We start from the raw sequence: 26,803 nt of genomic DNA, 5'->3' as shown, positions 1-26,803 counted from the left end.
CCGGTGAGGCGATACCAATTGTTTCGGCGGCATCATCCATCGGAGCCGCCAATAGGTCGGCGGCAAAGGCCGATTGGACTTTGACCCGGTGGCTCCGCATCCTTGCCCCGGACATGCCGGAACAGGTCCAGAAACCGGCGTCGGGAGAGAATGAGTGAGCCTTGCCAACGCGCCCGCGGGTCTTGTCGCGGACCGCCCGGTTCCGCGACCGGAGAATGTCGACGCCGCCTGGATCGAAACCATGCTGGCGGGGGCGGGATATAGCGTTGCGGTTGCCGCGCTCTCGGTCGAACGGATCGGCACCGGACAGCTCGGCGATACGGCGCGCTTCCGTCTGACCTATGCACCCGGCAGCGATGCCGCGCCTGCGACGCTGATCGGCAAATTTTCGTCGACCGATCCGACCAGCCTCGACGTCGCCGCTGCCTGGTCGCTCTACACGCGCGAGGTGCGTTTCTATCGCGAACTTGCCGCGAAGGCACGGATCGCCGTGCCCCTTTGCTATGGCGCACAGATGGACGCGGCCGGCGGCTTTGCCCTCCTGCTCGAAGACCTCGCCCCCGCCGCGCCGGGCGATCAGTTCAAGGGGTTGTCGGACCGCCATGCCGAGCGCGCGGTGCGCGAAGCGGCGCGGCTCCACGCTGCCTTCTGGGAGCAGGGCGAGGGCGCTGAATATGGCTGGCTCGGCACCGAAGCGGGCGCGCAGCCCTTTTATACGCCGGGGATATTCCGGTCGACCTGGCCCGGCTTTCGTGATCGCTACGACGGGCTACTCAGCGACCGGCAAAGAGAGGTCTGCGACGCACTGGCCAAGGGGTACGACGTCTATGATCGTCCGCGCCCCCGCCCGCGTTGCATCACGCACAATGATTTCCGGCCCGATAACATGCTGTTCGACGACGACCGGCTGGTGGTCGTCGACTGGCAGTCGGTGGCGCTTGGCACCGGCGCGGTCGACGTCGCCTATCTGATCGGCGGCGGATATGCGCCCGAAGCGCGGCGCGCCGTCGAAGCGGGGCTGATCGACGCCTATCTCGACGAATTGGGCGAGCAGGGGGTGACCGGCTATTCGCGCGCGGAATTCGAAGCCGATTACCGCCACTTCACCTTCGCCGGCATCAATGTCGCGGTCGGCGCCGCGATGCTGGTCCAGCGCACCGAGCGCGGCGATCAGATGTTCCTGACCATGCTCGATCGCCACGTCAGCCACGTGCTCGACCATGATGCCCTGTCCCTGCTCCGGGAGTGAATGATGATCAACGCCGCTTTCAACATGACCATCGACGGTCGCCCCGAAAATTCGTCCGACCAGATCGCGGTGGTCAATCCCGCGACCGAAGCGGTGGTCGCGACGATTCCCGACTGTTCGCAGGTGCAGCTCGACCGGGCGGTCGCCGCGGCGCGTGCCGCCTTTCCCGGCTGGCGCGCGACGTCCTACGCCGACCGGCAGGCGGCGCTGCGGGCGATCGGGGCGCTGGTCGCCGAACATGCCGAGGAACTGAAACAGTTGCTCACCGCCGAACAGGGCAAGCCGCACGCCGCGGCGCTGGCGGAAATCCAGGCGGCGGCATGGTGGATCGGCGTCGTCGCCGACCAGCAGCTCCCCGAAACGGTCAGCGACGCCATGCCCGGGCAGCGCAGCGTGACGCGGCACGTACCGCTCGGCGTCGTCGGGGCGATCGTGCCGTGGAACTTTCCCGTGCTGCTCGCGATCTGGAAGATCGGCCCGGCGCTGCTCACCGGCAATACGATGGTGCTCAAACCCTCGCCCTTCACGCCGCTCGCGACGCTGCGACTCGGCGAGTTGCTGCAAAGCGTGTTGCCGCCGGGGGTGCTCAATATCGTGTCGGGCGGCGATGCGCTGGGCCCGATGATGTCGGAGCATGGCGACATCGACAAGATCAGCTTCACCGGATCGACCGCGACGGGACGGCGGGTGATGGCCAGCGCGGCGGCGAACCTCAAGCGGCTGACGCTCGAACTCGGCGGCAATGATGCCGCGATTGTCCTGCCGGACGCCAAGGTCGCCGATATTGCCGAACCGCTGTTCTGGGCCGCCTTCACCAACAGCGGGCAGGTGTGCGTCGCGGCGAAGCGGATGTTCGTGCACGACAGCATTTATGACGAGCTGTCGGCGGCGCTGGTCGAGATCGCGGGCCGTGTCCGCATCGGCGACGGCGCAGATCCCGACAGCGCGCTGGGCCCGGTCCAGAACCGGGCGCAATATGAGCGCGTCAAGGCGATGATCGCCGACAGCCGCGACGCGGGGCACCGCTTCCTGACCGGCGGCGAGCCGGGAGAGGGGCCGGGTTATTTCGTGCCGGTGACGCTGGTCGACAATCCGCCCGACGAGGCGCGGGTGGTCGCCGAAGAAGCGTTCGGGCCGGTGCTGCCGCTGCTGCGCTATCACGATATCGACGAAGCCGTCGCACGCGCCAATGCGTCCGAATATGGGCTCGGCGGGTCGGTGTGGTCGTCCGATCCCGACGCCGCCGCCGAAGTTGCTGCGCGGCTGGAAACCGGCACGGTCTGGATCAATTCGGCGCAGGGCCTAACCCCGTTTGCGGCTTTTGCCGGACACAAGCAATCGGGCATCGGCGCCGAAAACGGCATGGACGGCCTGCTCGAATTCACCGTCCCGCAGACGATCCATCACCCCGCATGAGCGGCACCTCCCCCCTTCTCGACGGCAAGGTCGTCATCGTCACCGGCGCCGGGTCGGGCATCGGCCGCGCCGCCGCGCGGGTGTTTGCCGAGGACGGTGCGCAGCTTGCGTTGTTCGACCGCGATCCGCGTGGAAACGAAGAGACGCGCGACCTGATCGGCGGCAGCGCGCGGGCGTGGACCTGCGACGTGGCGGACGAAGCATCGGTTGCGGAGGCCGTTGCCGGGGTGGTCGCGGCGTTCGGCCGGCTCGACGGCGCATTCAACAATGCCGGGATCGAGATGGCGAACAAGCTGGTGCCCGACCTCGACGCCGCCGAATGGGCGCGGATCATGGGCATCAACCTGACCGGCGTTTTCCTGTGCATGAAATATCAGACGCGGGCGATGAAGGGAAGCGGCGGCGCGATCGTCAACAATTCGTCGGGCGACGGTATCATCGGCGCGCCCTACGCCAGCGATTATGTCGCAACGAAACATGGCGTGGTCGGCTTGACCCGCGCCGCAGCGTGCGAGACGCGTTACACGGGGGTGCGGGTCAATGCGGTGCTGCCCGGGCTGATCCTGACCCCGATGGTCGAGGAGCGGCTGCTCGGCAATCCGGCGTTCGAGGCGCAGGTCGCGCCGATGGTCGAACGCCATTCGATCGGCCGCTTCGGCCAGCCCGAGGAGGTCGGGCAGGCGGCGTGCTGGCTGCTCAGCGACCGCGCCTCCTTCGTCAACGGCGCGCTGCTGACCGTCGACGGCGGATATACGGCGCGATGAGCGGGCGGTTCGACGGCAAGGTCGCGATCGTCACCGGCGGTGCGTCGGGGATCGGCGAGGCAACGGTACGGCGCCTGCACGGGGAGGGGGCGACGGTGGTCGTCGCCGACATCCGCCAGGAGGCGATCGATGCGCTGGCCGCGTCGCTGTATAGCGACCGGATCGTCGGCCACCGCGTCGACATGATCGACGCCGCCGATATCGAGGCGATGATCGCCGCGGCCGTCGCCCGCTGCGGCCGGCTCGACATTCTCGTCAACAATGCCGGGATCGGCTCGTTCGGCAAGGTCACCGACATCGACCTCGCCCACTGGCGCGAGGTGATGGGGGTCGACGTCGAAGGCGTGATGTGGGCCAGCCGGACGGCGATGCCGCACCTCGAACGCACCGGGGGCAATATCGTCAACGTCGCGTCGATCGCGGGGATCGGCGGCGATTATGGCTTTGCCGCCTATAACGCCGCGAAGGCGGCGGTGATCAACCTGACGCGGGCGATGGCGCTCGATCATGCGCCGCGCGTGCGGGTGAATGTCGTCAGCCCGGGACTGACCCGCACCCCGCTCGCGACCGGCCTGACCGAAAATCCAGCGATCATGGCGGCATGGACCGACGGCCTGCCGCTCGGGCGGCCGGCCGAGCCTGCCGAAGTCGCGGCGGCGATCGCCTTCCTCGCCTCGGGCGATGCCAGCTATGTCAACGGCCACAACCTGGTCGTCGACGGGGGCGGGGTCGCGCACACCGGCATGCCCAATTTTACCCGTATCCTCGATGGCGCGAGTCACCTCGACGGCGCCGAAACGCTGGTGAAACGATGACAGACGTGCGCAACTTCATCGGGCTCGCCGAACGGCCAAGCCTCGACAATATCGCGGTAACGCAGGGGCCGGTTCCCGTGCCGGGGCCGGGCGAGGTGTTGCTCCGCGTGCGGGCAACGTCGCTCAACTATCATGACTATCTGGTGGTCGCCGGTTTTATCCCGCAGCCCGCGGGGCGCGTTCCGATGTCTGACGGCGCCGGCGAAATCGCCGCGCTCGGCACCGGGGTCGAGGGTTGGCGGGTCGGCGACCGCGTGATGGGCGCCTTTTTCCCCGACTGGGTCGACGGTCCGCCGACCGACGCGAACAATGCGGCGATTTCGGGCGAGACCGTCGATGGCTTCGCCGCCGATCATGTCGTCGTGCCCGCGCATTCGCTGTCGGCGATGCCGGCGGGCTGGTCGTTCGCCGAGGCGGCGACGCTGCCGTGCGCCGGGCTGACGGCGTGGCGCGCGCTGCGCGTCGAGGGACGCCTTGAGGCGGGCGCAACGGCGCTGTTGCCGGGATCGGGCGGGCTGTCGGTGTTCATGCTCCAGATCGCAAAGGCGATCGGCATCCGCACCGTGATGATCTCCTCGTCCGACGACAAGCTGGCGCGGCTGAAAGAGCTCGGCGCCGATCATGGCATCAATTACCGCAGTATTCCCGACTGGGCGCCCGCCGTTCGCGATCTGACCGGGGGAAGGGGCGTCGACCTCGCGCTCGATATCGGCGGCCAGTCGACCTTTGCGCGCTCGGTCGCGGCGTGTCGCATGGGCGGACACCTGCTCGTCGTCGGGTCGACCTCGAACGGCGCGCCCGAACTGCCGCTACGCGACGTGGTGATGCGGCATATCCGGATCGGGGGCATGGCGGTCGGCAGCGTCGCGCATCTCGCCGACCTTGTGCATTTCGTCGAAGCGCGCGCGATTCGCCCGGTGATCGACCGCGACTTTCCCCTGGCCGAACTCGGCGCCGCCTTTCGTCACCAGCTCTCGGGCGCGCATATGGGCAAGATCACGGTTTCGCTCTGACGCGTCCCGTCAGGGAATGTGCGTCAACTCGGCGATGCGGATGGCTTTCGATGCAAGCAGCGGGTCGATGATGCGCTGGATGCGCGGCGCGCGGGGGGACCCGATCACGGTGTTGAACAGGCTGTTCGCGATGACGTCGGCGATCTGAACACCGTCGCTGCGGCGGCTGTCGGCGAGTGACGCGCGGCCCCACTGGCCGAGCCCGGCCTGGATTTCTTCGCGGACGTGTGAGAGAATTTTCGGATCGTAGCGGCCGTCGTCGATCACCACATCGGTGCACACGCCGCCGGTTTCGGGAAGCCAGTGCCCGATCGCGCTGTTGAGCAGGGCTGCGTAGAGCGCAAGGTCGCTGGGCAGCGTGCCGCCCGGGTTCTGCGCCAGCGTTTCGCGTTTCGCCACCGCAACCCATGCGCGGCCGCCGGCGCGGTCGAACAGTTCGAGCAGGTACGCGCGCTCGACAATGCTGATCCGGCTGCCCTTGAGTTCGCCGCGCAGCCCGGTCACGCAGCGGAAACGACTATGGATGTCGGCGGCCGCCTGCGGGGTCAGCATCACCGCCGAAAAGGTCATGACGCCGGTGTTGAGCCCGCCCGATTCATCGCAATAGATGGTCATGCCTCGGGACGTCCGCTCATTTGACGAGTGCGAAAAATGCCACCGAGCGACTTTTGTGCGGCGCCACTGGCTGGGTCCAAAGCCAGCGCACGTGGGTAACATCCGGTAAGCCAGCAGCACGCGGTGCCGCATTTTCCACCGGGACACGAAGAGAGGCCAGCGCGCCGAAACTCTTGCCTCCATCAACGGACACGCTGAAATCCGTGTCGTCGTCCGAACCGTTGAAGATAAGGCCCTCGGGAATGGGATTGGTTATATCGAGACCCGTTGCGGGCGCATCGCTGTTGTTTGCGAACGTCAGCGTAACGCGAACGCGGTCGCCGGGGACGACGACATCTGGTGCGACAAAAGTGTAAAGTTCCGCATGTCTATCGGTGCCCGTTCCCGGCACCACCTTCTGAAGTTCGATCTTCGAGGTCAGGGCACCGCCGCCCTGTGCCGCTGCCGGCTGGACGGTCGCAAACAACGCTGCCGCCAATGTCATCGCGCCAGAAAAGCCAATCCTCATCGCCCCAACTCCTTCGGTCCGTCCCTTGTCTGGCGCATCAATTGCGGCAGGGATAGCGTTTCTTCATCAGCGCGTCGAAGGCCGAATAGACCGACACCGACCGGCGTTGGCTGGCCGGATAGCTGCGCAGATGGGCAAGCCATTCGTCGGGCGAGAGGTCGCCCGATTCCGGCGGACAGCTTGTCGTTCTGAGCCCCGCCTTGCGCTGCGCGTCGATGCGCGCCTTGTAGCGCTTGCCGGCCGCGATGACTTCGCCCTTCAGCCGGTTGCCTTCGGGCGTGGCCAGTGCGAGCGGACCGAGCCGCGAGACGGAATCGGCGCGTACGAGGAAAGCGGCGATATTCATGTCGCCCGGCGCCATGCCGCAAAGCAGGGCGCCGGCGCCGGCCGCGAGCGCGGCAGTTGCAGCGCGTCTGGATATCCCCCTGATCATGCGAAGGAAATCGCGTCCGGCCGCTGAACCTGTGCTGAATCGCCGGTGCGGATCAGAACCTACGCACCCTGGGGATTGGCGTCGCCGAACGGGCGCGGCTTGCGCTTGATCTGGGGCATGCCGCCGGCATGACCCGATACCGGGCCTCCCGACTTGTCGTGATCGTTCTCGCGGCCGATATCCTCGCCCTTGATCGCGCGCTTCGCTTCCTCGCCCGACAGCGTCTCATATTCGAGCAGCGCGCCGGCGAGCAGGTGCAGTTCGTCGATATTGTCGGTGAGCACTTTGCGTGCGACCTTTTCGCCTTCCTCGACGAGGCGGCGGACTTCGGCGTCGATCAGCTTCGCGGTCTCTTCGGACATGTTCTGGGCGCGCGACACGCTGTGGCCGAGGAACACCTCGTCCTGATTGTCGCGGTAGCGCAGCCAGCCGAGCTTTTCCGACATGCCATATTCCATGACCATGGCGCGCGCCATGTCGGTCGCTTGCTGGATGTCGTTCGACGCCCCGGTGTTGAGCTCGTCCTTGCCGTAGATGAGCTGCTCGGCGATGCGGCCGCCGAAGCAGAGCGCGAGACGCGCCTTCATCTGCTTCATATTCTGCGAATAGCGGTCGCGCTCGGGCAGGTTCCAGGTGACGCCCAGTGCGCGGCCGCGCGGGATGATCGTCACCTTGTGCAGCGGATCATTATGCTCGACGTGGAGCGAGACGAGCGCGTGGCCGGCCTCGTGATAGGCGGTCGCCTTCTTCTCGTCCTCGGTCATGACCATCGACCGGCGCTCGGCGCCCATCATGACCTTGTCCTTGGCTTCCTCGAACTCGTTCGAGGCGATCAGGCGCTTGCCCTTGCGCGCCGCGAGCAGCGCCGCTTCGTTGCAAAGATTAGCCAGATCGGCGCCCGAGAAGCCCGGCGTCCCGCGCGCGATGCGGCGGAGGTCGACGTCGGGTGCGAGCGGCTTCTTGCGCGTGTGGACCTCGAGGATTTTCTGGCGGCCTTCGATGTCGGGGCGCGGCACGACGACCTGGCGGTCGAAGCGGCCGGGGCGGAGGAGAGCGGGGTCGAGCACGTCGGGGCGGTTCGTCGCGGCGACGATGATGATGCCTTCGTTCGCCTCGAAGCCGTCCATTTCGACGAGAAGCTGGTTCAGCGTCTGCTCGCGCTCGTCATTGCCGTTGCCGAGCCCCGCGCCGCGGTGGCGGCCGACCGCGTCGATTTCGTCGATGAAGACGATGCATGGCGCATTGCGCTTCGCCTGTTCGAACATGTCGCGGACGCGCGATGCGCCCACGCCGACGAACATTTCGACGAAGTCCGAACCCGAAATGGTGAAGAAGGGGACGCCCGCTTCACCCGCGATCGCGCGGGCGAGCAGCGTCTTGCCGGTACCCGGCGAGCCGACGAGCAGTGCGCCCTTCGGGATCTGGCCGCCGAGCTTCGAGAATTTGGTCGGGTCCTTCAGGAATTCGACGATTTCCTCGAGCTCCTCGCGCGCCTCGTCGATCCCCGCGACATCGTCGAAGGTGACGCGGCCCTGCTTTTCGGTGAGCATCTTCGCGCGCGACTTGCCGAAGCCCATCGCGCCCGAGCCGTTGTTCTTCTGGACCTGGCGGAAGACGAAGAAGGCGATGCCGAGGATCAGCAGGAAGGGCAGCGACTGGACGATCAGATACATCCAGAAATTGGGGACTTCGGTCGGCTTGCCGTCATATTTGACGCCATTGTCGTTGAGCATCTTGAGGAGGTCGGGATCGCGCACGACATTGGCGGTGAAGCGGTCGCCGTTCGACAGCGTGCCGGTGACCTTGTCCTCCGACAGCACGACGTCCTTGACGCTGCCTTCCTCGACCTTCTGGCGGAACTCGGAATAGGCAAGCGGATTGCCCGCGGGCTGCGAAGCGCCGCCGAACATCGAGGCGACGAGGAGCATGGCCAGCAGGATGCCGCTCCAGATCATCACGCTCTTCATCCAGGGGTTGCCCTGCGGTTCCTTGTCGTCCTGCATGCGGAATCTTTCCCAATCGCCGCGCGAGCGCACGGCCTTACCCGGACAAGATAGGATAATCCGGTTAAATGACAATGAGCCAATGGCGGCTATTTACGCGGTTTTCGCCTCGGGGCCGCCGAAATGCGCCAGATCGTGCCTTCGAGCCCGCGAACCGCATCGATCAGCAGCGCGCCGACCATCGCCCGGCGCCCGCCTTTCATCGCCGCGATGACGCCGTCGAGCGATGCGCCGCGGAGCGCCAGCCCGGGGTCGTTGGCGCGCAGCCGCTGGGTGACGATGCGGCGGAAGATTTCGGGCGGATATCGCTCGTCACGGATCACCGCGATGTCGGAGGCGTCGGGCCAAGAGGCGATCAGCCGCTCGACAGCCCAGTCGATCGCGTCGTCGGCTTCGGCGAGCCAGCCCGCCGAGCGTGCCGCAGCTTCGGGATCGAGCGCGGTCTGCGACCGCAGCGCATGGCGGAGCCGGGCGCGGTCAAAGCGGTTGTCGCAATTCGACGGATCGTCGACGAAGGGCAGGTCGTTTTCGAGCGCAAGTTCGACAAGCTGCGCGCGGCGCCAGTGCAGGAGCGGGCGAAGCACCACCCCGTTGCGGGCGCGGATCGCGGCGAGCCCGCCGACCCCGCTGCTGCGGTTGAGCCGCATGACGATCGTTTCGAGTTGATCGTCGGCATGATGCGCAGTCACGATATGGTCGAGCGCGTTCGCCTGCCGCCACTCTTCGAGCAGCCGGTAGCGTTCGGCGCGGGCCGCAGCCTGCAAGGATCCCTTGAGCGGTGCTGGCAGCACGAGCGTCGCGTGCGGAATATGCTCGCGCGCGCAGAAGCCCGATACCATGCGTGCTTCCTCGTCGGAGCCCTTGCGCAGCCCGTGATCGACCGTTGCCGCCCGGACCTGTCCGGGCAGCAGCGACGCCATCAGCCACAGCAAGGCCATGCTGTCGGGACCGCCCGAAACGGCGACGCCATAATCGAGCCGTTGCCAGTCGGGGCCGAGCAGCGCGGAAAGGTCGCGACCGAGCCGTTCGACGGCGTCGGTGTCAGCAGCCTGCTTTTGTTTTTGCGGCGGCAGCATCGGTGCGGACATCCTGCGGGGCCTTGTCCCCGTAAACTTCGTCGAATTCGCGGAACGCCTTGCATGCATCGGCCTTGCGGCCGAGCTTGTCGAGCGCGACGCCCATATACATCAGGCTGTGCGGCGCGCGGGCTCCGCTCGGGCGATCCTTGTAATTATTGTAAAAGGCGACCGCGGCGAGGCTAGGCTTTCCCTCGTCGAGATAGGCGCGGCCGAGCAGATTCTGCGCGTAGCTCGCCTGGCTGCTCTTCGGCCATTTGGTGACGACCTGTTTGAGCTGCGCCTGCGCCTCGGGATAGAGTTTGGCCTGCCACAGCCGAAAGCCATAGTTGTAGCCGTCTTCAGTCTCGTTTCCTGTCGCGGGAATTTCGACCTTCTTGACCAGCGCCAACCGCGCCGCGTCGGGGGTCGCGGCCGCCGCTGTCGCCGGCTTGGGCGTCGCGGGCTTTTTGACCGAGGTCGCCGCGGCGGTGGTCGGCGTCGCTGCCGGCGGCCTTGCCGCAGGAACCGGCGTCAGGCTGGCGGGGGTGGCTTCGACGTCGGCCGCGGGGGCCGCGAACCTCTTGTCCATTTCGGCCTTGTAGGCCGCGAACTGCTTTTCGAGCTCGCGCAGCTGATAGCTGTTTTGTTCGGTCTGGCCGGTCAGCGTCTGGAGCTGCGCCTCGAGCGCATCGACACGCGCGGTCAGGTCGGCGACCGGCGCCGTGCTCTTGACGCGCTCGCCGGGCGTGTTGTCGGGCGCGATCTCGCCTTCGAAGAAAGCGGGGCTGCCGCCCGGGAACACCGAGCGCTGGACCGCCCGCATTTCCTTTTCCAGCCGGTCGACGCGCTTGCCGATCTCGGCGTCCTGCGCCTGCGCGGCGGGCACGGCGGCGCCCAGCGCCAGCGCGGCGGTTCCAAGGGAAATAATATGGCGTTTTGTCATCTGCCTGTCGGCCCCCACCTATTAACCATTCTATCGTTCCGACCATAGCGCCGCAAGGCGCGGCTGCGCAAACCCATTTCGGCGCGCTGCCGCTCCCGCCGGTCGAATATCCCTATGTTCAGCGGTTGGTTTTCGGTGCGGGCGTCGTCGCGGGTGCACTCGCGCCGGCCCGCGCGACAAGGTCGGCGGGCTTCAGCGAGATGCCCTTGACCAGCGTGTCGGCGGGGCCGATCGCCCCGACGTCGCGGCCGCCGACGGTGACCTTGAGCGCTTGCGGAATGCTGGTGCGCAGCGTGAACTGTTCGATATAGGCGGGCGGTACCTGATAGGTTTCGCCGGCGTCGAGGGTGCGCCAATTCTCGGTCTTGCCGTTCGCGTCGTCGAAGCCGATCCACACTTCGGAAATCCCGGTCAGCACCACCGGCGCATCGGCGGCGACTGCCGTGCCTGTCGGTGTCTTGGCTGGCGTCGCCGGGCCGGCATCCGCTGCCGGTGCTTCTGATGCGTCCGCCGCCTGATTCTGAGCGGCAATCAGCGCCTCGTCGGGCTCGACCGACAGGAAACGCCAGACGCCATAGGCCGAAGCGAGCAGGGCGGTGACGATGACCAAAGTCCAGGTCAGCCGGGCGGTCGGCAGGCGGTCGGGATCGGTCGGCTCATAGGCCTCGTAAAGCGGCCGCGAACCATATTCGTCCTCTTCGAGCTCGCGGCGGACCGAGGCACCGATTTCGGCCTCGGGAAGGTCGACGGCGCGGGCGTAGGCGCGCGCGAATCCGGTCACGTAAGTCCGACCCGGAAGCTCCGAAAAATCGGATTTTTCAATGGCTTTGAGGTGGCGCTGGGTAATGCGCGTCCGCGTCGCGACGTCGGCGAGCGACAGCCCCGCCGCCTCGCGGGCCAAGCGAAGCCGATCGCCGGTGCGCGTGATCGCCAGTTCGCCCTGCTCGGCGACCTCTTCGTCTGCCATTACTGTCTCCGTGCCAGCCGTTTGACCCAGTTCGGCCGTGTATGAACTGTTCATCGCATTGACGATGCGCGAAAGTCAAATGGAGTTCGGCGAACGAACGACTGATAATGCGGCGCTATTCGGTCCGTCCGAAAGACGGCACGGCAGACCGCCGATCAGAGCACATATTTGCTGAGGTCGGTGTCGCCGACGACATCGGCGAGCTGGCGATCGACATAGGCCGCGTCGATATCGAGCGTCGTGCCGGGCGCATCCTCGGCGGTGAAGCTGATCTCCTCGACGAGCCGCTCCATGATCGTCTGGAGCCGCCGCGCGCCGATATTCTCGACCTTTTCGTTGACCTCGGCGGCAAGCTTCGCGACGCGCGCGATCGCATCGGGCCTGAAGTTCAGCGTTACGCCCTCGGTGCCGAGCAGCGCGACATATTGTTCGGGCAGGCCCGCCTTGGTTTCCGAAAGGATGCGCACGAAATCGGCTTCGCTGAGCGCGCCCAGTTCGACGCGGATCGGCAGGCGGCCCTGCAGTTCGGGGAGCAGGTCGCTGGGCTTGGCGACATGGAAGGCGCCGCTCGCGATGAACAGGATATGGTCGGTCTTCATCGGACCATATTTGGTTGCGACCGTCGTGCCCTCGATCAGCGGCAACAGGTCGCGCTGCACGCCCTCGCGGCTTATCGAGCCGCCGCGTACGTCGCTGACCGCGATCTTGTCGATCTCGTCGAGGAAGACGATGCCGTTGGCTTCGGCGTCGGCGAGCGCGACGCGCGCGACATCGTCCTGGTCGAGGCGCTTGTCCTGCTCTTCCTCGATCAGCCGCGTCGCGGCATCGATGACCTTCAGCTTGCGGCGCTTCTTCGGCATGCCGCCCATCGCCTTGCCGAGCATGTCGGAGAGGTTGATCATGCTCATCTGGCCCGGCTGGCCGGGCAGGTCGAACGGCATGCCGGGTGCGTCGGCGACCTCGATCTCGACTTCGCTGTCGTCGAGATGACCCTCGCGGATGCGCTGGCGGAAGCTCTGGCGGGTCGCCTCGCTGGCGCCCTTGCCGGTCAGCGCGTCGAGCAGCCGTTCCATGGCGGCCTCTTCGGCGGCGGCGCGCACGGCGTCGCGGCGGCGGTCCTTTTCGAGACGCACGGCTTCCTCTACGAGGTCACGGGCGATCTGTTCGACGTCGCGGCCGACATAGCCGACCTCGGTGAATTTCGTTGCCTCGACCTTGATGAACGGTGCGTCGGCGAGCTTGGCGAGGCGGCGCGAAATCTCGGTCTTGCCGCAGCCCGTCGGGCCGATCATCAGGATATTCTTCGGGCTCACTTCGTCGCGCAGGTCAGGGGACAGTTGCTGGCGGCGCCAGCGATTGCGCAGCGCCACCGCGACCGCGCGCTTCGCCGCGTCCTGGCCGATGATGTGGGTGTCGAGCGTCGCAACGATCGCCTTCGGCGTCAAATCCTTGTTCATATGTCGGAGGGTTCCACAGAGAAAGTCATGTCGCCGCTAGATGGGAGCGGTCCGGTGCAAGTCAAGCGCCGGGCTCAGGCGGGACAGCAAAAGCCTCCGAACAGCTCCTGATGCGCCGCGACGATCCGGGCGATGCGTTCGGGTTGCGGCTCGGCGAGCCATTCGCCGCGCTCGAAACTGCCGCCGAGGACGATGCCGTCGGCGCGCGGGAACATATATCCGGCGCGGCCATTGAAGGCGTAATCGACATCGGGTTGCGGCAACAGGATCGCGAGCTGGCCGCGGATCGGCGTGAGCTCGGTGTCGCCAAACAGGCTGTGCGAGCCGAGTCCTGTGCAGTTGAAGACGAGGGTTTCGGGCAGCGTCGCAATCTCGGCGGGCGCGGCGAAGCTGCGGATCGCGATGCGGCCTCCGGCGCCCTCGATGTCGCGGATCATCTGGCGGAGATAGCGTCCGGTTTCGACATACATCGTATCGTAACGCCACAATCGCTCGACAGGGAAGGGGTGCTCTTCGGCTCGAACGGTCCGTGCCGCGGGCGGGAAGGTCGCCATCAGGGGCTCTTCGGGCGTGCCCTCGACATAGGTGGTGAGCCAGCGGATGCCATAATCGTCGCCGACCATGATCTGGAAGCGCCGCCAGCTATAGTCGAGCGCGGCGGCGAACTGGCGCCGCCATTCGGGTGTGACGGCATCGTCGTCGAACAGGCCGAAGGGGTGGAATTGTCCGCCGGCGACGTTCGAGGTCGTGTCGGGCGGCAGCGCCTTGGCATAGACGGTGACCGGGAAACCGGCTTCCTGCACCAGCCGCGCGGTCGACAGGCCGACGATGCCGGCGCCGATCACCGCGACCGGGCCGCTATGCCCCGCGACCCCCATGTCGACCGCGAGCTTCGACGTGCCCCAGCTCATCGTGATGCCCGAACCGCCATGGCCGTAGTTGTGAACGAGCCGTTTCGTACCGAGCGCGTCGGCGCGAACGACGAAGCCGCTGCGGCGATAGGGACGGAGCCCGGCCGCCGTGCGAATCACGCGGTCGGGCGCGGCATCGACGGGATGCAGGCACGCGGGCTTCGCGGCCACGGTGCGCGCCGCGGTCGTGGCGCAGCCGGGCAGGGCAAGCGCCGCGGAGGCGGCGACGAAATGGCGGCGGGGCAGCGTATGAATCACGCGCCGACCATAGGCGGTCAGTTCTTGATGTCGATGGTCTCGAAGGTGAACTGGTCGTTTGTATAGACGCAAATGTCGGCCGCGACTTCCATCGCCTTGCGCGCTAGGATTTCGGGGTCCTTCTCGTAATCGACCAGCGCGCGCGCCGCCGAGAGCGCGAAATTGCCCCCCGAACCGATCGCGGCGATGCCGCCCTTGGGTTCGAGCACGTCGCCATTGCCGGTGATGACGAGCGTGACCTCCTTGTCGGCGACGATCATCATTGCCTCGAGGTTGCGCAGATATTTGTCGGTGCGCCAGTCCTTCGCGAGTTCGACCGCGGCGCGGAGGAGTTGGCCGTTATGGCGTTCCAGCTTGGCCTCGAGCCGCTCGAACAGCGTGAAGGCGTCGGCGGTGGCGCCCGCGAAGCCGCCGATCACGCTGCCGTCGTGGAGGCGGCGCACCTTGCGCGCGTTGGGCTTCATCACCGTCTGGCCCATCGAGACCTGGCCGTCGCCGATGATGGTGACTTTGTCTTCGCTGCGCGCGGAGAGGATGGTGGTGCCGTGCCAGGGCGCGGCACGGTGCGTGTTCTGGTCGTTCATGCGCCGCGATATGGGAGATCGCCCGGCGGGCCGCAAGGGGAGCGGATTGCGGCCTCGCGCTGGCCTCATGCCTGATAAAGGCCTTTAAGTACGAAAGGCTGCAACGATCGGGGGCGTCAGGTGTATATTGTCACCGCGAAACAGGACGACTAGGAGGCCGCTGACCGGCTCCCGGCACGGAATCGCGGTCCGCCATACCGCAGCTTTGATGAGAGATTGGGTTTACAGGTTTATGTTCTGGAAGCGCAAAAGCAAGCCAGTACAGCAGGCGGGCGGCAGTTTTGCCGTTCCCGAAGGGCAGCGTGTATATGCGATCGGGGATATCCACGGCCGCGACGACCTGTTCGCCCAGATGATCGACCTGATCCGCGCCGATAATGCACGCCGGGACCCTGCTCGCACGACGCTTGTCCTGCTGGGCGACCTGATCGATCGCGGGCCTGAATCGGCGCAGGTGGTCGAGCGGGCCATGGCTTTGCGCAGCGAATTTCCCGATACGCGGCTGCTGATCGGCAATCATGAGGAATGTTTTCTGGCAGCATTGACCGGCGACGTCCGCCGGCTGCGCTATTTCATGCGTATCGGGGGCGAGGCGACGGTGCGCAGCTATTGGAACGACAACGACAGTTTCGCCGACAGCGATTTCGACGAGATCGCCGAACGCTTGCCCGACATGGTTCCGGCCGAGCATGTCGGTTTCCTCGGCATGGGCGAAGATGTCATCGAAATCGGCGATTATGTGTTCGTTCACGCCGGAATCCGTCCCGGTGTGCCGCTGGAAAAGCAGTCGCTGACCGATTTGCGATGGATCAGAGACGATTTCCTCGACGACCTCAGCAACCACGGCAAGATGATCGTGCACGGCCACACCATCACGGCCCAGCCCGACGAACAGGCCAATCGCATCGGAATCGACATCGGGGCCTTTCGCAGTGGCTCGCTTGCCGCGTTGGCGCTCGAAGGCGATCAGCGCTGGTTCCTGTTTGCAAATGCCGAATGCGCGGAGGATGCCGCCTGAATAACCGCGCGGCGCGAAGGCCGAAACGGCCCATTTTCAATTCGGCACGGTCTAACTTTCTATAGCTTGTAAGCCCTTTCCCGAGCGTCTAAGCGACCCTTCGGCAAAGAGGGGTGTTTCCTTTTTGTCAACAATGCGATGAGCCCCGGATTTAATGAGCAGACAATCAAAACCCGTGCCGCTCTCGCGCCCTCGATCGGGATTTACCTTTCCCGTTTCGGTACCGATTCTGTTTCTGGCCCTCGTTTTCCTGATCGGCGGCGGCTCTCGTAGCGACATCGCGTCGCTGCCGTTCTTGCGTGGATCGGCCTTGCTCTTTGCCTTCTGGGCCGCCATCGGCGCGACGAAGGCGGAATGGGAGCGCATCCGTACGCCCTTGCTGCTGCTTTCCGCACTGACCTTGTGGACGGCGATCCAGCTCGTCCCGTTGCCCCCCGGTGTGTGGCAAAGCCTGCCGGGACGCGAACCGATCGTCGAGATCGATCATATGCTCGGGCTTGGCGACATCTGGCGCCCCGTGTCGCTGACGCCGTCGCTCACCTGGAACAGCCTGTTGGCGATGACCGTGCCCTTTGCCGCATTGTTGCTGGCGATGCGCCTGAACCGCGAAGATTATCCGCAATTGATGCTGGCTATCGTCATCATCGCCTGTGTGAGTGCATTGTTGGCGATGATCCAGATATTGTCGGGCATCGGTAGCGGCGTTTATCCTTACCGGATCACGAATTCGGGCATGATGGTCGGGCTGTTCGCCAACCGCAATCATCACGCCATTTTCCAGGCGTGCGCGGTTCTGGTCAGCGCGATGATGCTGCGCGACGAGTTGATGCGCAAGCGCCAGAGCAAGCAGTTAATCCTTTTCCTCGGCTTCGCTTTCGTCCTGTTGACCGCGATGACCGCGTTGATCGGATCGCGAGCCGGCTTCGTCGCGGGCGTCGCGGCCTTCACGGTCGGTTATGCGATGATCGTGCCGGCATGGCGCGACAATGCGAATGCAAAGAGGGGCGTGCGTACGGCCCCGGCGCCGACCCGCATCTCGACCATATTGCAATATTCGCCGCCCGTGCTGCTCGCGGCGCTGCTCGTCACCATATTGCAGTTTTCGGCGCGTACGACGTCGCTGAACCGGGTTCTCGATCAAAGCGCCGTGGAAGATCTGCGCGCCCAGGCATGGCCGACGGTTCGCGAAATGGTCGGAACATATTGGACGACGGGCAGCGGCCTTGGCTCCTTTCCGGAGGTTTTCCAGATATTCGAGCCTGATGCCCTGCTGCGCCCCCAATATTTCAACCGGGCCCACAATGATTGGGTAGAAGCGATCATCGGCGGAGGGTTGCCGTTTGTGCTGATCATCCTGGCGCTGATCGTCTGGCTGGGCCGCAAGATTGTGACGCAAGACAGGCGCCATCTCGTCAAAGGTTATCGCGGTGACCCGCGTCTGGCGATGATGGTCATGTTGCTGCTTCTCGCCGCTGCAAGCTTCGTCGATTACCCATTGCGGGTCCCCTCGATTCAGGTGATGGCTATCATGCTGATAACAATGTTCTATTGTAACAGTCCTGCGCCAATGCGGCGGGATTGACTTGCGGGCCCCTCAATAGGGTCTATACCTCCCATCGTTTGAAAATCTGTCAAAGTTGGCTCATGAAATCATTTCATATCCCGATTGTTCTCGCTCTCACGCTCGTTGCCGGTTGCGCGAAAGATCCGCCGCCGGTGGGAAGCGCGCCGAACAGTCCTGTGACCGTTTTGCCGGAACTGCCGCAGCCGGAGGCGGGCGACGTCGTTCGCTCGACGCGGTCGTCGTTCATCGGTCCCTTTTCGGAACTGCGCGTCGAAGTGTTCGGCGTTCCCGAAATGCAGCGCGACATCATGACCGACGGAGAGGGCAATTTTTCCTTCCCGCTGGCCGGGAGGATCGCCGCGGCGGGCAAGACGACCGACGTCATTGCCGAAGAAATCCGCGGCAGGCTCGCGGGACGGTACGTCCGCGACCCGCAGGTGTCGGTCAATTTCAAATCGTCGAGCAATCCGCTGGCTTTCCAGTCGATGTCGGTGACGGTCGACGGACAGGTCAACAGGGCGGGCTCCTATCCCGTCGTCGGGCGCGTGACGCTGATGCGCGCGGTGGCGCTGGCAGGCGGTACCAACGAATTCGCCAAGCTTGAAGATGTGGTCGTGTTCCGGAATGTCGGGTCGAAGCAGTATGTCGGCATCTATAATCTGGAAGGCATTCGCCGCGGCAATTATCCAGATCCGGAAATTTTCCCGAACGACATCGTCATTGTCGGCGATTCGCCGCAACGGCGCGCGTTCAAGGATATCCTGCAGACGATCCCGGCGCTGCTTTCGCCGATGATCCTGCTGGTCAGAGAACTTTGAGTCAGGGCCGATCGCACAATGAATAATATGATGAGCAATGGTTCTGGATCGTCGGGGACGGCCGATCTCGTTCCCTCCCGCTACGGCGAGTATGAAGCCGGCAAGCCCGCATCGACGCTGCCGGCGTTCGAGCAGGTGCTGGCGGCGGTCCTCAATCATCGCAACTGGGTGATCGGGGCGATCGTCACGGCGCTGCTGCTGGGATTGCTGGCGACGTTTCTGGCGACGCCGCAATATACGTCGAGCGCGCGGATCGAAATCCTGCCCGATTCACCGGTTGCAACCTCGGTCGAGAGCCAGCCCGAGCGGGCGCTGACGAACGAAATCGCCTTCTACAATACGCAATATTCGCTGCTGCAATCGCGTTCGCTTGCGGAACGGGTGGTGCGCGCCGGCAATCTGGTGGCGGACAAGGAATTCGCCGAAGCTTTCAAGCTCGACAGCCCCGATGCCGATATGACGAGCGCCGAGCGCCGCAACCTTTCGGAAGATGCCGTCGATGTGCTGCTCGCCCGGTTGAAGGTCGAACCGGTGCGCAACTCCAGCCTTGTCGACATCAGTTTTTCGACCCCGTCGCCGGCCTTGTCGGCCAAGCTTTCCAATCTGTGGGTCAAGCAGTTCGTGCAGGCCAGCATCGATCGCCGCTTCGCTGCGACGTCGGATGCGCGCAAATATCTGGAATCGCGCCTTGAGCGCCTGCGTCAGAATCTGGAAGTGTCCGAACGGGCGCTCATCAATTACTCGGTGTCGAAGGGCATTGTGACCGTTTCGGCGGATACCGATGCGAGCGGCAAGACGAAAACCGAAACACTCGTCGGGTCGGACATCGCGGAAATCAGCAAGGGCCTCGCCAATGCGCGGCAGCTGCGGATCGCTGCCGAGGCCGAACTGGCCAATACGCTAACTGGCAGCGCGCAGATCAACGCGCCGACGATCAGCGGACTGCGCCAGAAGCGCGCCGAGGCCGAAGCCGAACTGGCGCGCCTCCGGACGCTTTTCGAGGAGGATTATCCGTCGGTCGTTTCGCTTCGCGCGCAGGTGGAAAACCTCGACCGCAGCATCCGCACCGAAACGGGTCGTTCGTCGCAGGGCAATCGCGAAGCCTATAATGCTGCGGTCAAGCGCGAGCGCGAATTGCAGGCCGAACTGGACGATCTGACCGGCAAATATAATTCGCAGCAACGTGACTCGATCCAAATGGCGATCCTGCAGCGTGAGGTCGATTCCAACCGCCAGCTCTATGACGGCTTGCTCCAGCGCTACAAGGAGATCGGCGACGCGGGCGTCGGTGCGAACAATATCTCGGTCGTCGACCAGGCGAAGGTTCCGACCAGCCCGTCGAGTCCGAACCTGCCGTTCAACCTGGTCCTTTCGTTGCTGGCCGGGGTAGGGCTGGCGGCCGGCCTCGTCTTCCTGTTCGAAAAGATGGACAGTTCGGTTCGCGATCCGGGCGAAGTGACCCGCTTCGGCTTGCCGTTGCTCGGCGCGATTCCGGAATCGGTCGAGCAGGACGTCACGCAGGCGATTCTCGACAAGAAATCGGCGATCTACGAAGCCTATTTCTCGCTGATGACCAACCTGACGTTCCTGACCGAACATGGAGCGCCGCGTTCGATCATGCTGACGTCGTCGCGACCGCGCGAAGGCAAGAGCAGCTCGTCGCTTTGCCTTGCGACCGTGCTGGCCGCGACCGGCAAATCCGTCGTGCTGATCGACGGCGACGTCCGCAACCCGTCGCAGAACATCTACCTAGACATTCCCAACAAGCGCGGTCTCAGCCACTATCTTTCGGGCGACGACGATCTGAACGGGTTGCTGATCGAGATGCCGAAGCACGGTTTCTCGGTGATGACGGCGGGGCAGATGCCGCCGAACGCGGCCGAACTGCTCGGCAGCGAACGGCTGAGCCTGTTGGTGGATACGCTGCTCAAACGCTATGATCATGTGCTGATCGACTCCCCGCCGCTGCTCGGCCTCGCGGATGCTCCGCTGATCGCGCGCCGCGTCGAAGGCGTGCTGTTCACGATCGAAGCGAACTCGACCAAGAACCGTGTGGTCGAGGCCGCTCTGGGTCGCCTGCGGATGTCGGGCACCAAGCTGTTCGGCGCCATCGTGACCAAGGTCGGCGAAAAGAATCAGGTCTATGGCTATGGCTACCGCTATGGCTATGGCTACACCTACGGTGCCGACCGGGACAAAGATTGACCCATCCGAACCGTTGTGACCACAGACTGGCTGATTGAATAGCATGAAGGTGTTTCGCCTATTGGGCTGGCTGGCAGCCGCCGTCGCAGCCATCTTCGTTGCGGTGTCCAGCTATGTCGTGGCCAATCAGGTGAGATCGCCTCTCGCCGCGCACGGGGTGGGTTTTCCGCCCGGTGCCACGGCGGCGGCCAATGCTGCCTTCGCATCGCTGGCGATGCGCCGGCAGCAGGACGCCAACGCCGCGGTGAGCCGAACCGAATATGCGATGGCCTATGATGCCTATCAGTCGGAGCCGCTTGCTTCCTCGGCGATCGGCCTCATCATCGCGTCGAAGACCGGGAAAGCGGACGCCGGCTTGCGTGAATCGCTGCTTCGGTCCGCCGGGAAGCTGACGCGGCGCAGTTCGCTGATCGCTTCGGAATCGATCAATGCCGCCGGTCTCCGCGGCGACGACAAGACCTTTTTCCTGTGGCTCTCGCGGGCCATGCTCACGAACACGAAACTGCGGTCGGCCTATGTCGGGGCGATGGCCGAAGCGACGGCCAGAAACGGATCGGTGGCGGCGTTGACGCCGGTGCTGGGCACCGATCCCGATTGGTCGCAATATTATTGGCGCGCCGTCCTTTCGCGGCCGAACAGCCTCGCCAATGCTGCGAAGCTTCGCACGGCTATCGCTGCCGCTCCCTGGGGCAAGCGGGATGTCAGGACGACCGACCGCCGCCTCGCGGAGGCGCTGGCGCGCACCGGACAGTTCGACGCGGCGCACCAGCTGGGTGTCGGGCTCGGACAAGCGCAGCCGCTTGCTTCGGCAAGGGCCAATCTTTTGAACAACGGCGATTTCGCTCGCCAGCCTGTGCTGCCGCCAATCGACTGGCAATTGGCCACATCGGGCAGCCTTGGCGCCTCGATCAGCCCGCAGGATGACCGGTTGGCGATATCGGCCATTGCCGGCGCCAACGGTTATGTCGCGCGGCAGATCGTCCAGCTTGTACCCGGCAACTATAATGTCGGCTGGGAATTGACGAGCAACGCCGACATGCGGGGAAGCGAGGCGACGATCCGTCTGACCTGCGCCGAGCGAGGGCAGGCCGGCCAGAACGCGCAGTCGATCGCGCTGGAGGAAGGGCGGAAAGCCGGAACATTCTCGATCGCACCGTCGCCGTGCCGCTGGTACTGGTTCTCGGTGAATGTCAGCGTGGCGGATGATGCGTCCGGCTTCGACGCGTCGCTGCTTGCCATTTCCCTGACCCGCTCGGCGGGCAACGGCGCGTGACGGAGGCGCCCGGCCGTATCGACGGTTCCGGTGACCGGTCGGCCCCGCGCCGGGTGCTCGTCACCGGATCGGCGGGCTTCATCGGTTTCCACCTGGCCCGGCTGCTGCTCGACGAGGGCTTCCTCGTTCATGGTTATGACGGCATGTCGGACTATTATGACGTCAATCTGAAGCGGCGGCGTCACCAGATGCTGCTCCAGCATCCGGCCTTTGCGGCAACCGAGGCACTGATCGAGGATGACGCCCGGTTATGGGAGGTCGCCGAAAACTTCCGGCCCGATATCATCGTCCACCTCGCGGCGCAGGCCGGGGTGCGCTACAGCCTTGAAAATCCCCGCGCCTATATCGAGAGCAATGTCGTTGGCACGTTCAACGTGATGGAAGCGGCCCGCAAGCTGGAAGTCGATCACCTGCTGATGGCGTCGACCTCTTCGGTCTATGGCGCCAATGTCGAGATGCCGTTCACCGAGGTCGAAAAGGCCGATACGCCGCTGACCATCTATGCCGCGACCAAGAAGGCGAACGAGAATATGGGGCATAGCTATGCCCATCTCTGGAATTTGCCGACGACGATGTTCCGTTTCTTCACGGTCTATGGTCCGTGGGGGCGGCCCGACCTTGCGTTGTTCAAATTCGTCGACGCGATCCTCGATGGCCGGCCGATCGATATCTATAACCACGGCGAGATGTATCGCGATTTCACCTATGTCACCGACCTTGTCCGCGCGATCCGCCTGCTGATCGACGTTCCGCCCGTCCGGCCCGCCAGCCGCGAGGACATCGCCGATGGCGACAGCCTGTCGCCGGTGGCGCCGTTCCGCGTCGTCAATATCGGGAACTCGGACAAGGTACGCCTGCTCGACTTCGTCGACGCGATCGAACGCGAACTCGGGATGAAGGCCATCCGGAACTATATGCCGATGCAGATGGGCGACGTGCCGGCGACATGGGCGGATGCCTCGCTTCTGCAACGGCTCACCGGTTATCAGCCGCACACACCGGTCGCGAAAGGAATTGCGGAGTTTGTCGACTGGTTCCGCAGCTATTATGCCAAATAGCTTTTCGTAGCCTCATGGCATCGTTGCGACGCCAAGGTCGATAATCCGGATCGGTTTATCTCTTCTGCCACACAGGTGTAACCTACTTCTTCTTGACTTGCGGTGACAGGCGGGAAAGGTCGCCGCGACCTTTTTGCCATAGCCTCGCCAGCCTGCCGACTGCCCCACCCGATAACAATGAACGGAGATCGCGCCGATGCGTCAGAGCCAGCCCATGCTTCGCACGGAAGCCGCGCCGTTTACCGGGGCTTCGGCGGTGGCTGGCTGACGGCGAGCCAAGGCTTGCATCGTCCCGAATAAAGCGAATAGGGGATTTATGGCTTCGAATATCAAGGTCCTGACAATCTTCGGCACGCGGCCGGAAGCCATCAAGATGGCGCCCGTCGTCCACGCGCTGGCGGAGGCGAAAGATCTCGAGGTCCGCGTTTGCGTGACGGCGCAACACCGGCAGATGCTCGATCAGGTGCTCGACCTGTTCGCGATCAAGCCCGAACATGATCTCGACCTGATGAAGGCGGGGCAGGACCTCACCGATATCACGGCCAATGTGTTGACCGGATTGCGGCCGATCCTCGCCGAATTCCAGCCCGACCTCGTGTTGGTCCATGGCGACACGACGACGACGCTCGCGGCGTCGCTTGCTGCCTATTATCAGCGCATTCCCGTTGGCCATGTCGAAGCAGGCCTGCGCACCGGCAATATCCTTTCGCCGTGGCCGGAGGAAATCAACCGCAGGGTAGCCGGCACGATAACCCGCCTGCATTTTGCCCCGACCGAAAAATCGCAGGCCAATCTGCTCGCGGAAAATACCCCTGCCGGGCATATCCATGTGACGGGCAATACGGTGATCGACGCCCTGCACGACGTCGTGGCGAAGATCGACGGCGATGCGGCTTTGGATCGCGACCTCGCGGGGCGGTTCGACCTTGATCCCGAGCGGCGGATGATCCTCGTGACCGGGCATCGGCGCGAAAGTTTCGGCAAGGGGTTCGAGAATATCTGCGATGCGCTCGCCCGGATCGCGGAGCGCGACGACGTCCAGATCGTCTATCCGGTGCATCTCAACCCCAATGTGAAGGGCCCGGTCGAGCGGTTGTTGCTGGGACTACCCAACGTAAAATTGATCACGCCGCAGGACTATCTGCCGTTCGTCTATCTGATGAAACGGGCCTATCTGATCCTCACCGATTCCGGGGGCGTGCAGGAAGAAGCGCCGTCGCTGGGCAAGCCTGTGCTGGTGATGCGCGATACGACCGAGCGGCCCGAGGCGGTGGAAGCAGGGACGGTCAAACTGGTCGGCACCGACCCGGATCTCATCGTCGACAGCGTCGTGCAACTGCTCGACGATCGCGAGGCGTATGAAAAGATGAGCTTTGCTCACAACCCTTATGGCGACGGCCGTGCGGCCGAGCGCATCGTGGCCGCCATTCGCGAGTGGGCCGCGGCCACGCGCCCCCTTTGAAACGGAACAACGACAGATGACGCAGCAGTTTGAGGTTATTTCGGTTATCGGTCTCGGCTATATCGGCCTGCCGACCGCAGCCATGTTCGCATCGCGCAAGATGGAGGTCATCGGCGTCGATGTCAGCCCGGCGACGGTGGATACGATCAACAGCGGCGCTATCCACATTGTCGAGCCCGACCTCGATACGGTGGTCCATCAGGCGGTGCATGAGGGATTTCTTTCCGCGACGCTGACCCCCCAGCCGGCCGATGCGTTCCTGATCGCGGTGCCGACGCCGTTCAAGGGCGCCAACCACGATCCCGATCTCGGGTACATCGAGGCCGCATCGAAGGCCATCGCGCCGGTGCTCCGGCCCGGCAACCTCGTCGTGCTCGAATCGACGTCGCCGGTCGGTGCCACCGAGCAGATGTCGGCCTGGCTCGCGGAAGCGCGGCCCGATCTCAGTTTTCCGCAGCAGGCGGGCGAGGCGTCGGACATCCGGATCGCGCATTGTCCGGAGCGGGTGTTGCCCGGCAAGGTGATGCAGGAACTGGTCCATAACGACCGGGTGATCGGCGGGATGACCCCGGCCTGTTCGGCCGTCGCCACGACGCTCTACAAGATTTTCGTCGAAGGCGAATGCGTCGTCACCGATGCCCGGACGGCCGAAATGGCCAAGCTGACCGAGAATAGTTTTCGCGACGTCAACATCGCCTTCGCGAACGAGCTGTCGGTGATCTGCGACAAGCTCGACATCGACGTGTGGGAGCTGATCGCGCTCGCCAATCGCCATCCGCGGGTCAATATCCTGCAGCCGGGCCCCGGTGTCGGCGGCCATTGCATCGCGGTCGATCCGTGGTTCATCGTGTCGAGCGCGCCCGACGAGGCGCGGCTGATCCGCACCGCGCGGGTCGTGAACGACGACAAGCCGCATCACATCCTGGCGAAGGTCGACAGGGCAGTGGCCGCGCACCTCGATGCGCACGCCGCAAAAGATGCGGGGCAGGTTGTGATTGCCTGTTACGGGCTCGCCTTCAAACCCGATATCGACGATCTGCGCGAAAGTCCCGCGCTGGAAATCGTGCGCACTCTGGCCGGAAGCCACAAGGGCGAGTTGCTGGCGGTCGAACCGAACATCGAAACGCTGCCGGCGGGACTGGGGCATGCGCGGCTGGTCGGCGCTGACGAAGCGCGCGCCGCCGCGGACGTTCATGTCATGCTGGTCGATCATCATCAGTTCCGCGGCAGTGACGTTCCCGAAGGGGAAGTGATCGACGCCCGCGGCGTGTGGCGGTAAGAGCCGAAACCCGGACCGTTCCGTGGCGGCAGGCTGAAAGAATGTAGATGGTTGCCTATTATTTCTACAACCTCGTCATGTATGTGGTCAGCAGGTTCGGGCTGAAATCCTTCTTCGTCCTCTTTCTGCTGTCCTATCCGTTCTTTCTCTATCTCCTGCCCGAAACCGGCTATGATTTCGCGCACTATCAACTTGCGTATGAATCGGTCTTTTTCGAACCCAATGCGCCGCTGTTCTTCAGGTCGGGAAGCCCGCTGACGGCCGAACCGGGGTGGTTCCTCTACACCGGGCTCGTGAGCTTCATCACGAGCGATTTCCGGACCTTTCTCGCCATCAACTTCGGCCTGACGATGGTGCTGACGATCATCGCTTTCCGGAAATTCGGCCTCAAGGACGAGTATACGTCGCAAATCATCGCGCTGATGATACCGGTCCAGTTCCTCATCATCTATTTCTGGTCGCCCCGCTCTTCGCTGCCGCTGGGGTTTACCTTCCTCTTTCTCGCATATCTCAGGAAGGGCAATTTCATCCTTGCCGTCCTATTCGCGGTGGCGGCGACGATGATCCACAGCCAGTACGGGCTCTTCATCATCTTCTGCGGGCTATATTATGGTGTGATGCTGCTGATCGAAAAGAACCGCAATTCGCTGACCCGCGTTTCCTTGCCGGTCATCGCGGGGATATCGGTCGTGACGATCACCATGGCGCTGATGATCACCAGCTTCATTTCCTATCTGGACTTCATTCCGTCATATGAGCTGATCAATTCGAAGACGCGCTATCTGTCGGTGGAATCCGAGGGCTTCCGGGCCACGTCGATCCTGTCGCTGGTGTTCTTTCCGGCGCTTCTGGCGATCCGGTGGAAGGATCTGTCCACGCGGAAGGAATTCGACGTCGTCGTCATTTTCGTGATATTCAGCTTTGTCGTTAACGCCGTATTCTTTTACAACACGCACCTTGCGGGACGATTAGGACGCGTTTCCGACTATTTCCTGTTCGGCTATTTCATCGTCGAATTTTCCCGTATGATCGCCGGACGGAACAACGCGCTGGTCGTATTGTTCATCCTGCTGATATTCCCCTTCCTTTTTGCCGACCTTTATCCGCTGTCGGATTTTTTCTGACAGATTGC

At 64.2% G+C, this 26,803-nt stretch carries 24 protein-coding genes; 14 read left to right on the top strand and 10 right to left on the bottom strand.

From position 1 onward, the window contains the following. The first annotated feature begins 154 nt into the window (after positions 1-154). Genes V6U71_RS12240 through V6U71_RS12220 form a run of 5 tightly spaced genes read left to right on the top strand, consistent with a single transcriptional unit; the run spans position 155 to position 5,257 of the window. Positions 155-1,249 (top strand): phosphotransferase family protein, encoded by a 1,095-nt coding sequence (locus tag V6U71_RS12240; RefSeq protein ID WP_411338728.1) that lies wholly within the window; start codon positions 155-157, stop codon positions 1,247-1,249. Further along, positions 1,250-2,665 carry an aldehyde dehydrogenase family protein gene (locus V6U71_RS12235; RefSeq protein ID WP_411338727.1) on the top strand — a complete coding sequence of 472 codons (1,416 nt, stop codon included), beginning with the start codon at positions 1,250-1,252 and terminating at the stop codon, positions 2,663-2,665. Then, positions 2,662-3,429: an SDR family NAD(P)-dependent oxidoreductase gene (locus tag V6U71_RS12230; RefSeq protein ID WP_411338726.1), complete on the top strand. Its 768-nt coding sequence runs from the start codon at positions 2,662-2,664 to the stop codon at positions 3,427-3,429. Before V6U71_RS12235 ends, V6U71_RS12230 begins: the two co-directional genes overlap by 4 nt. Beyond that, positions 3,426-4,244 (top strand): SDR family NAD(P)-dependent oxidoreductase, encoded by an 819-nt coding sequence (locus V6U71_RS12225; protein WP_411338725.1) that lies wholly within the window; start codon positions 3,426-3,428, stop codon positions 4,242-4,244. The genes V6U71_RS12230 and V6U71_RS12225 overlap by 4 nt, the downstream gene beginning before the upstream one ends. Further along, positions 4,241-5,257: a zinc-dependent alcohol dehydrogenase family protein gene (locus V6U71_RS12220; protein WP_411338724.1), complete on the top strand. Its 1,017-nt coding sequence runs from the start codon at positions 4,241-4,243 to the stop codon at positions 5,255-5,257. Before V6U71_RS12225 ends, V6U71_RS12220 begins: the two co-directional genes overlap by 4 nt. 9 nt (positions 5,258-5,266) lie before the next feature. Here the strand turns inward: V6U71_RS12220 and V6U71_RS12215 are convergent, their stop codons facing one another. The 10 genes from V6U71_RS12215 to hslV all read right to left on the bottom strand — a co-directional run bounded on the left by V6U71_RS12215 (position 5,267) and on the right by hslV (position 14,994). After that, complete coding sequence (locus V6U71_RS12215; RefSeq protein ID WP_411338723.1) at positions 5,267-5,872, bottom strand: DUF3800 domain-containing protein; 606 nt, start codon at positions 5,870-5,872, stop codon at positions 5,267-5,269. A 16-nt stretch (positions 5,873-5,888) separates the two neighbouring features. Beyond that, positions 5,889-6,380: a hypothetical protein gene (locus tag V6U71_RS12210; RefSeq protein ID WP_411338722.1), complete on the bottom strand. Its 492-nt coding sequence runs from the start codon at positions 6,378-6,380 to the stop codon at positions 5,889-5,891. 37 nt (positions 6,381-6,417) lie between these two features. Beyond that, positions 6,418-6,813, bottom strand: a complete 396-nt coding sequence (locus V6U71_RS12205; RefSeq protein ID WP_411338721.1) for a hypothetical protein — start codon at positions 6,811-6,813, stop codon at positions 6,418-6,420. Positions 6,814-6,872: 59 nt separating this feature from the next. After that, complete coding sequence (gene ftsH / locus V6U71_RS12200; protein WP_054588169.1) at positions 6,873-8,816, bottom strand: ATP-dependent zinc metalloprotease FtsH; 1,944 nt, start codon at positions 8,814-8,816, stop codon at positions 6,873-6,875. A gap of 89 nt (positions 8,817-8,905) precedes the next feature. Next, positions 8,906-9,904 (bottom strand): tRNA lysidine(34) synthetase TilS, encoded by a 999-nt coding sequence (gene tilS / locus V6U71_RS12195; protein WP_411338720.1) that lies wholly within the window; start codon positions 9,902-9,904, stop codon positions 8,906-8,908. Continuing rightward, complete coding sequence (locus tag V6U71_RS12190) at positions 9,858-10,817, bottom strand: tetratricopeptide repeat protein (protein WP_411338719.1); 960 nt, start codon at positions 10,815-10,817, stop codon at positions 9,858-9,860. Before V6U71_RS12190 ends, tilS begins: the two co-directional genes overlap by 47 nt. Before the next feature lie 118 nt (positions 10,818-10,935). Then, entirely contained in the window at positions 10,936-11,784 is an 849-nt protein-coding gene (locus V6U71_RS12185) for a helix-turn-helix domain-containing protein (RefSeq protein WP_411338718.1), read from the bottom strand. 155 nt (positions 11,785-11,939) lie between these two features. Further along, positions 11,940-13,241, bottom strand: coding sequence for an ATP-dependent protease ATPase subunit HslU (gene hslU / locus V6U71_RS12180; RefSeq protein WP_411338717.1), 1,302 nt, complete (start codon positions 13,239-13,241; stop codon positions 11,940-11,942). Between the two features lie 74 nt (positions 13,242-13,315). Continuing rightward, positions 13,316-14,482 (bottom strand): FAD-dependent oxidoreductase, encoded by a 1,167-nt coding sequence (locus V6U71_RS12175; RefSeq protein ID WP_411338716.1) that lies wholly within the window; start codon positions 14,480-14,482, stop codon positions 13,316-13,318. After that, positions 14,428-14,994 (bottom strand): ATP-dependent protease subunit HslV, encoded by a 567-nt coding sequence (hslV, locus tag V6U71_RS12170; RefSeq protein WP_411338715.1) that lies wholly within the window; start codon positions 14,992-14,994, stop codon positions 14,428-14,430. Before hslV ends, V6U71_RS12175 begins: the two co-directional genes overlap by 55 nt. A 232-nt stretch (positions 14,995-15,226) precedes the next feature. Here hslV and V6U71_RS12165 point away from each other — a divergent pair, with 232 nt between their 5' ends. The 9 genes from V6U71_RS12165 (at position 15,227) to V6U71_RS12125 (ending at position 26,795) form a co-directional block, all read left to right on the top strand. Next, on the top strand, positions 15,227-16,012 hold the full coding sequence (locus V6U71_RS12165; RefSeq protein WP_411338714.1) for a metallophosphoesterase family protein: 786 nt from the start codon (positions 15,227-15,229) through the stop codon (positions 16,010-16,012). A gap of 487 nt (positions 16,013-16,499) precedes the next feature. Continuing rightward, a complete protein-coding gene (locus tag V6U71_RS12160) occupies positions 16,500-17,594 on the top strand; it encodes an O-antigen ligase family protein (protein ID WP_411338713.1) in 1,095 nt (364 codons plus the stop codon). Between the two features lie 158 nt (positions 17,595-17,752). After that, complete coding sequence (locus V6U71_RS12155) at positions 17,753-18,394, top strand: polysaccharide biosynthesis/export family protein (RefSeq protein ID WP_411338712.1); 642 nt, start codon at positions 17,753-17,755, stop codon at positions 18,392-18,394. Positions 18,395-18,424: 30 nt separating this feature from the next. Continuing rightward, positions 18,425-20,599: a GumC family protein gene (locus V6U71_RS12150; RefSeq protein ID WP_411338710.1), complete on the top strand. Its 2,175-nt coding sequence runs from the start codon at positions 18,425-18,427 to the stop codon at positions 20,597-20,599. A gap of 49 nt (positions 20,600-20,648) precedes the next feature. Then, the gene (locus V6U71_RS12145; protein WP_411338709.1) at positions 20,649-21,872 is read left to right on the top strand and encodes a hypothetical protein; all 1,224 of its coding nucleotides are present in this window, start codon (positions 20,649-20,651) and stop codon (positions 21,870-21,872) included. Next, positions 21,869-22,930, top strand: a complete 1,062-nt coding sequence (locus tag V6U71_RS12140) for an NAD-dependent epimerase/dehydratase family protein (protein ID WP_411338708.1) — start codon at positions 21,869-21,871, stop codon at positions 22,928-22,930. Before V6U71_RS12145 ends, V6U71_RS12140 begins: the two co-directional genes overlap by 4 nt. Positions 22,931-23,246: 316 nt before the next feature. After that, positions 23,247-24,392, top strand: a complete 1,146-nt coding sequence (gene wecB, locus V6U71_RS12135; protein ID WP_411338707.1) for a non-hydrolyzing UDP-N-acetylglucosamine 2-epimerase — start codon at positions 23,247-23,249, stop codon at positions 24,390-24,392. Between the two features lie 16 nt (positions 24,393-24,408). Continuing rightward, positions 24,409-25,671, top strand: a complete 1,263-nt coding sequence (wecC, locus tag V6U71_RS12130) for a UDP-N-acetyl-D-mannosamine dehydrogenase (protein ID WP_411338706.1) — start codon at positions 24,409-24,411, stop codon at positions 25,669-25,671. 47 nt (positions 25,672-25,718) lie between these two features. Further along, positions 25,719-26,795: an EpsG family protein gene (locus tag V6U71_RS12125; protein ID WP_411338705.1), complete on the top strand. Its 1,077-nt coding sequence runs from the start codon at positions 25,719-25,721 to the stop codon at positions 26,793-26,795. The last annotated feature ends 8 nt before the right edge of the window (positions 26,796-26,803 follow it).

The sequence above is a fragment of the Sphingopyxis sp. J-6 genome, assembly GCF_046603995.1.
GTDB lineage: Bacteria > Pseudomonadota > Alphaproteobacteria > Sphingomonadales > Sphingomonadaceae > Sphingopyxis.
The sequence above is the reverse complement of the archived record's forward strand: the minus strand, read 5'-3'. Positions and strand labels throughout refer to the sequence as shown.

Bases quoted from the DNA above. Each gene is read 5' to 3' on its own strand.
- V6U71_RS12235 (WP_411338727.1), top strand. From the start codon at position 1,250: ATGATGATCAACGCCGCTTTCAACATGACCATCGACGGTCGCCCCGAA.
- V6U71_RS12230 (WP_411338726.1), top strand. From the start codon at position 2,662: ATGAGCGGCACCTCCCCCCTTCTCGACGGCAAGGTCGTCATCGTCACC.
- V6U71_RS12225 (WP_411338725.1), top strand. From the start codon at position 3,426: ATGAGCGGGCGGTTCGACGGCAAGGTCGCGATCGTCACCGGCGGTGCG.
- V6U71_RS12220 (WP_411338724.1), top strand. From the start codon at position 4,241: ATGACAGACGTGCGCAACTTCATCGGGCTCGCCGAACGGCCAAGCCTC.
- V6U71_RS12215 (WP_411338723.1), bottom strand. From the start codon at position 5,872: ATGACCATCTATTGCGATGAATCGGGCGGGCTCAACACCGGCGTCATG.
- V6U71_RS12210 (WP_411338722.1), bottom strand. From the start codon at position 6,380: ATGAGGATTGGCTTTTCTGGCGCGATGACATTGGCGGCAGCGTTGTTT.
- V6U71_RS12205 (WP_411338721.1), bottom strand. From the start codon at position 6,813: ATGATCAGGGGGATATCCAGACGCGCTGCAACTGCCGCGCTCGCGGCC.
- ftsH (WP_054588169.1), bottom strand. From the start codon at position 8,816: ATGCAGGACGACAAGGAACCGCAGGGCAACCCCTGGATGAAGAGCGTG.
- tilS (WP_411338720.1), bottom strand. From the start codon at position 9,904: ATGTCCGCACCGATGCTGCCGCCGCAAAAACAAAAGCAGGCTGCTGAC.
- V6U71_RS12190 (WP_411338719.1), bottom strand. From the start codon at position 10,817: ATGACAAAACGCCATATTATTTCCCTTGGAACCGCCGCGCTGGCGCTG.
- V6U71_RS12185 (WP_411338718.1), bottom strand. From the start codon at position 11,784: ATGGCAGACGAAGAGGTCGCCGAGCAGGGCGAACTGGCGATCACGCGC.
- hslU (WP_411338717.1), bottom strand. From the start codon at position 13,241: ATGAACAAGGATTTGACGCCGAAGGCGATCGTTGCGACGCTCGACACC.
- hslV (WP_411338715.1), bottom strand. From the start codon at position 14,994: ATGAACGACCAGAACACGCACCGTGCCGCGCCCTGGCACGGCACCACC.
- V6U71_RS12165 (WP_411338714.1), top strand. From the start codon at position 15,227: ATGTTCTGGAAGCGCAAAAGCAAGCCAGTACAGCAGGCGGGCGGCAGT.
- V6U71_RS12160 (WP_411338713.1), top strand. From the start codon at position 16,500: ATGCTCGGGCTTGGCGACATCTGGCGCCCCGTGTCGCTGACGCCGTCG.
- V6U71_RS12150 (WP_411338710.1), top strand. From the start codon at position 18,425: ATGAGCAATGGTTCTGGATCGTCGGGGACGGCCGATCTCGTTCCCTCC.
- wecB (WP_411338707.1), top strand. From the start codon at position 23,247: ATGGCTTCGAATATCAAGGTCCTGACAATCTTCGGCACGCGGCCGGAA.
- wecC (WP_411338706.1), top strand. From the start codon at position 24,409: ATGACGCAGCAGTTTGAGGTTATTTCGGTTATCGGTCTCGGCTATATC.
- V6U71_RS12125 (WP_411338705.1), top strand. From the start codon at position 25,719: ATGGTTGCCTATTATTTCTACAACCTCGTCATGTATGTGGTCAGCAGG.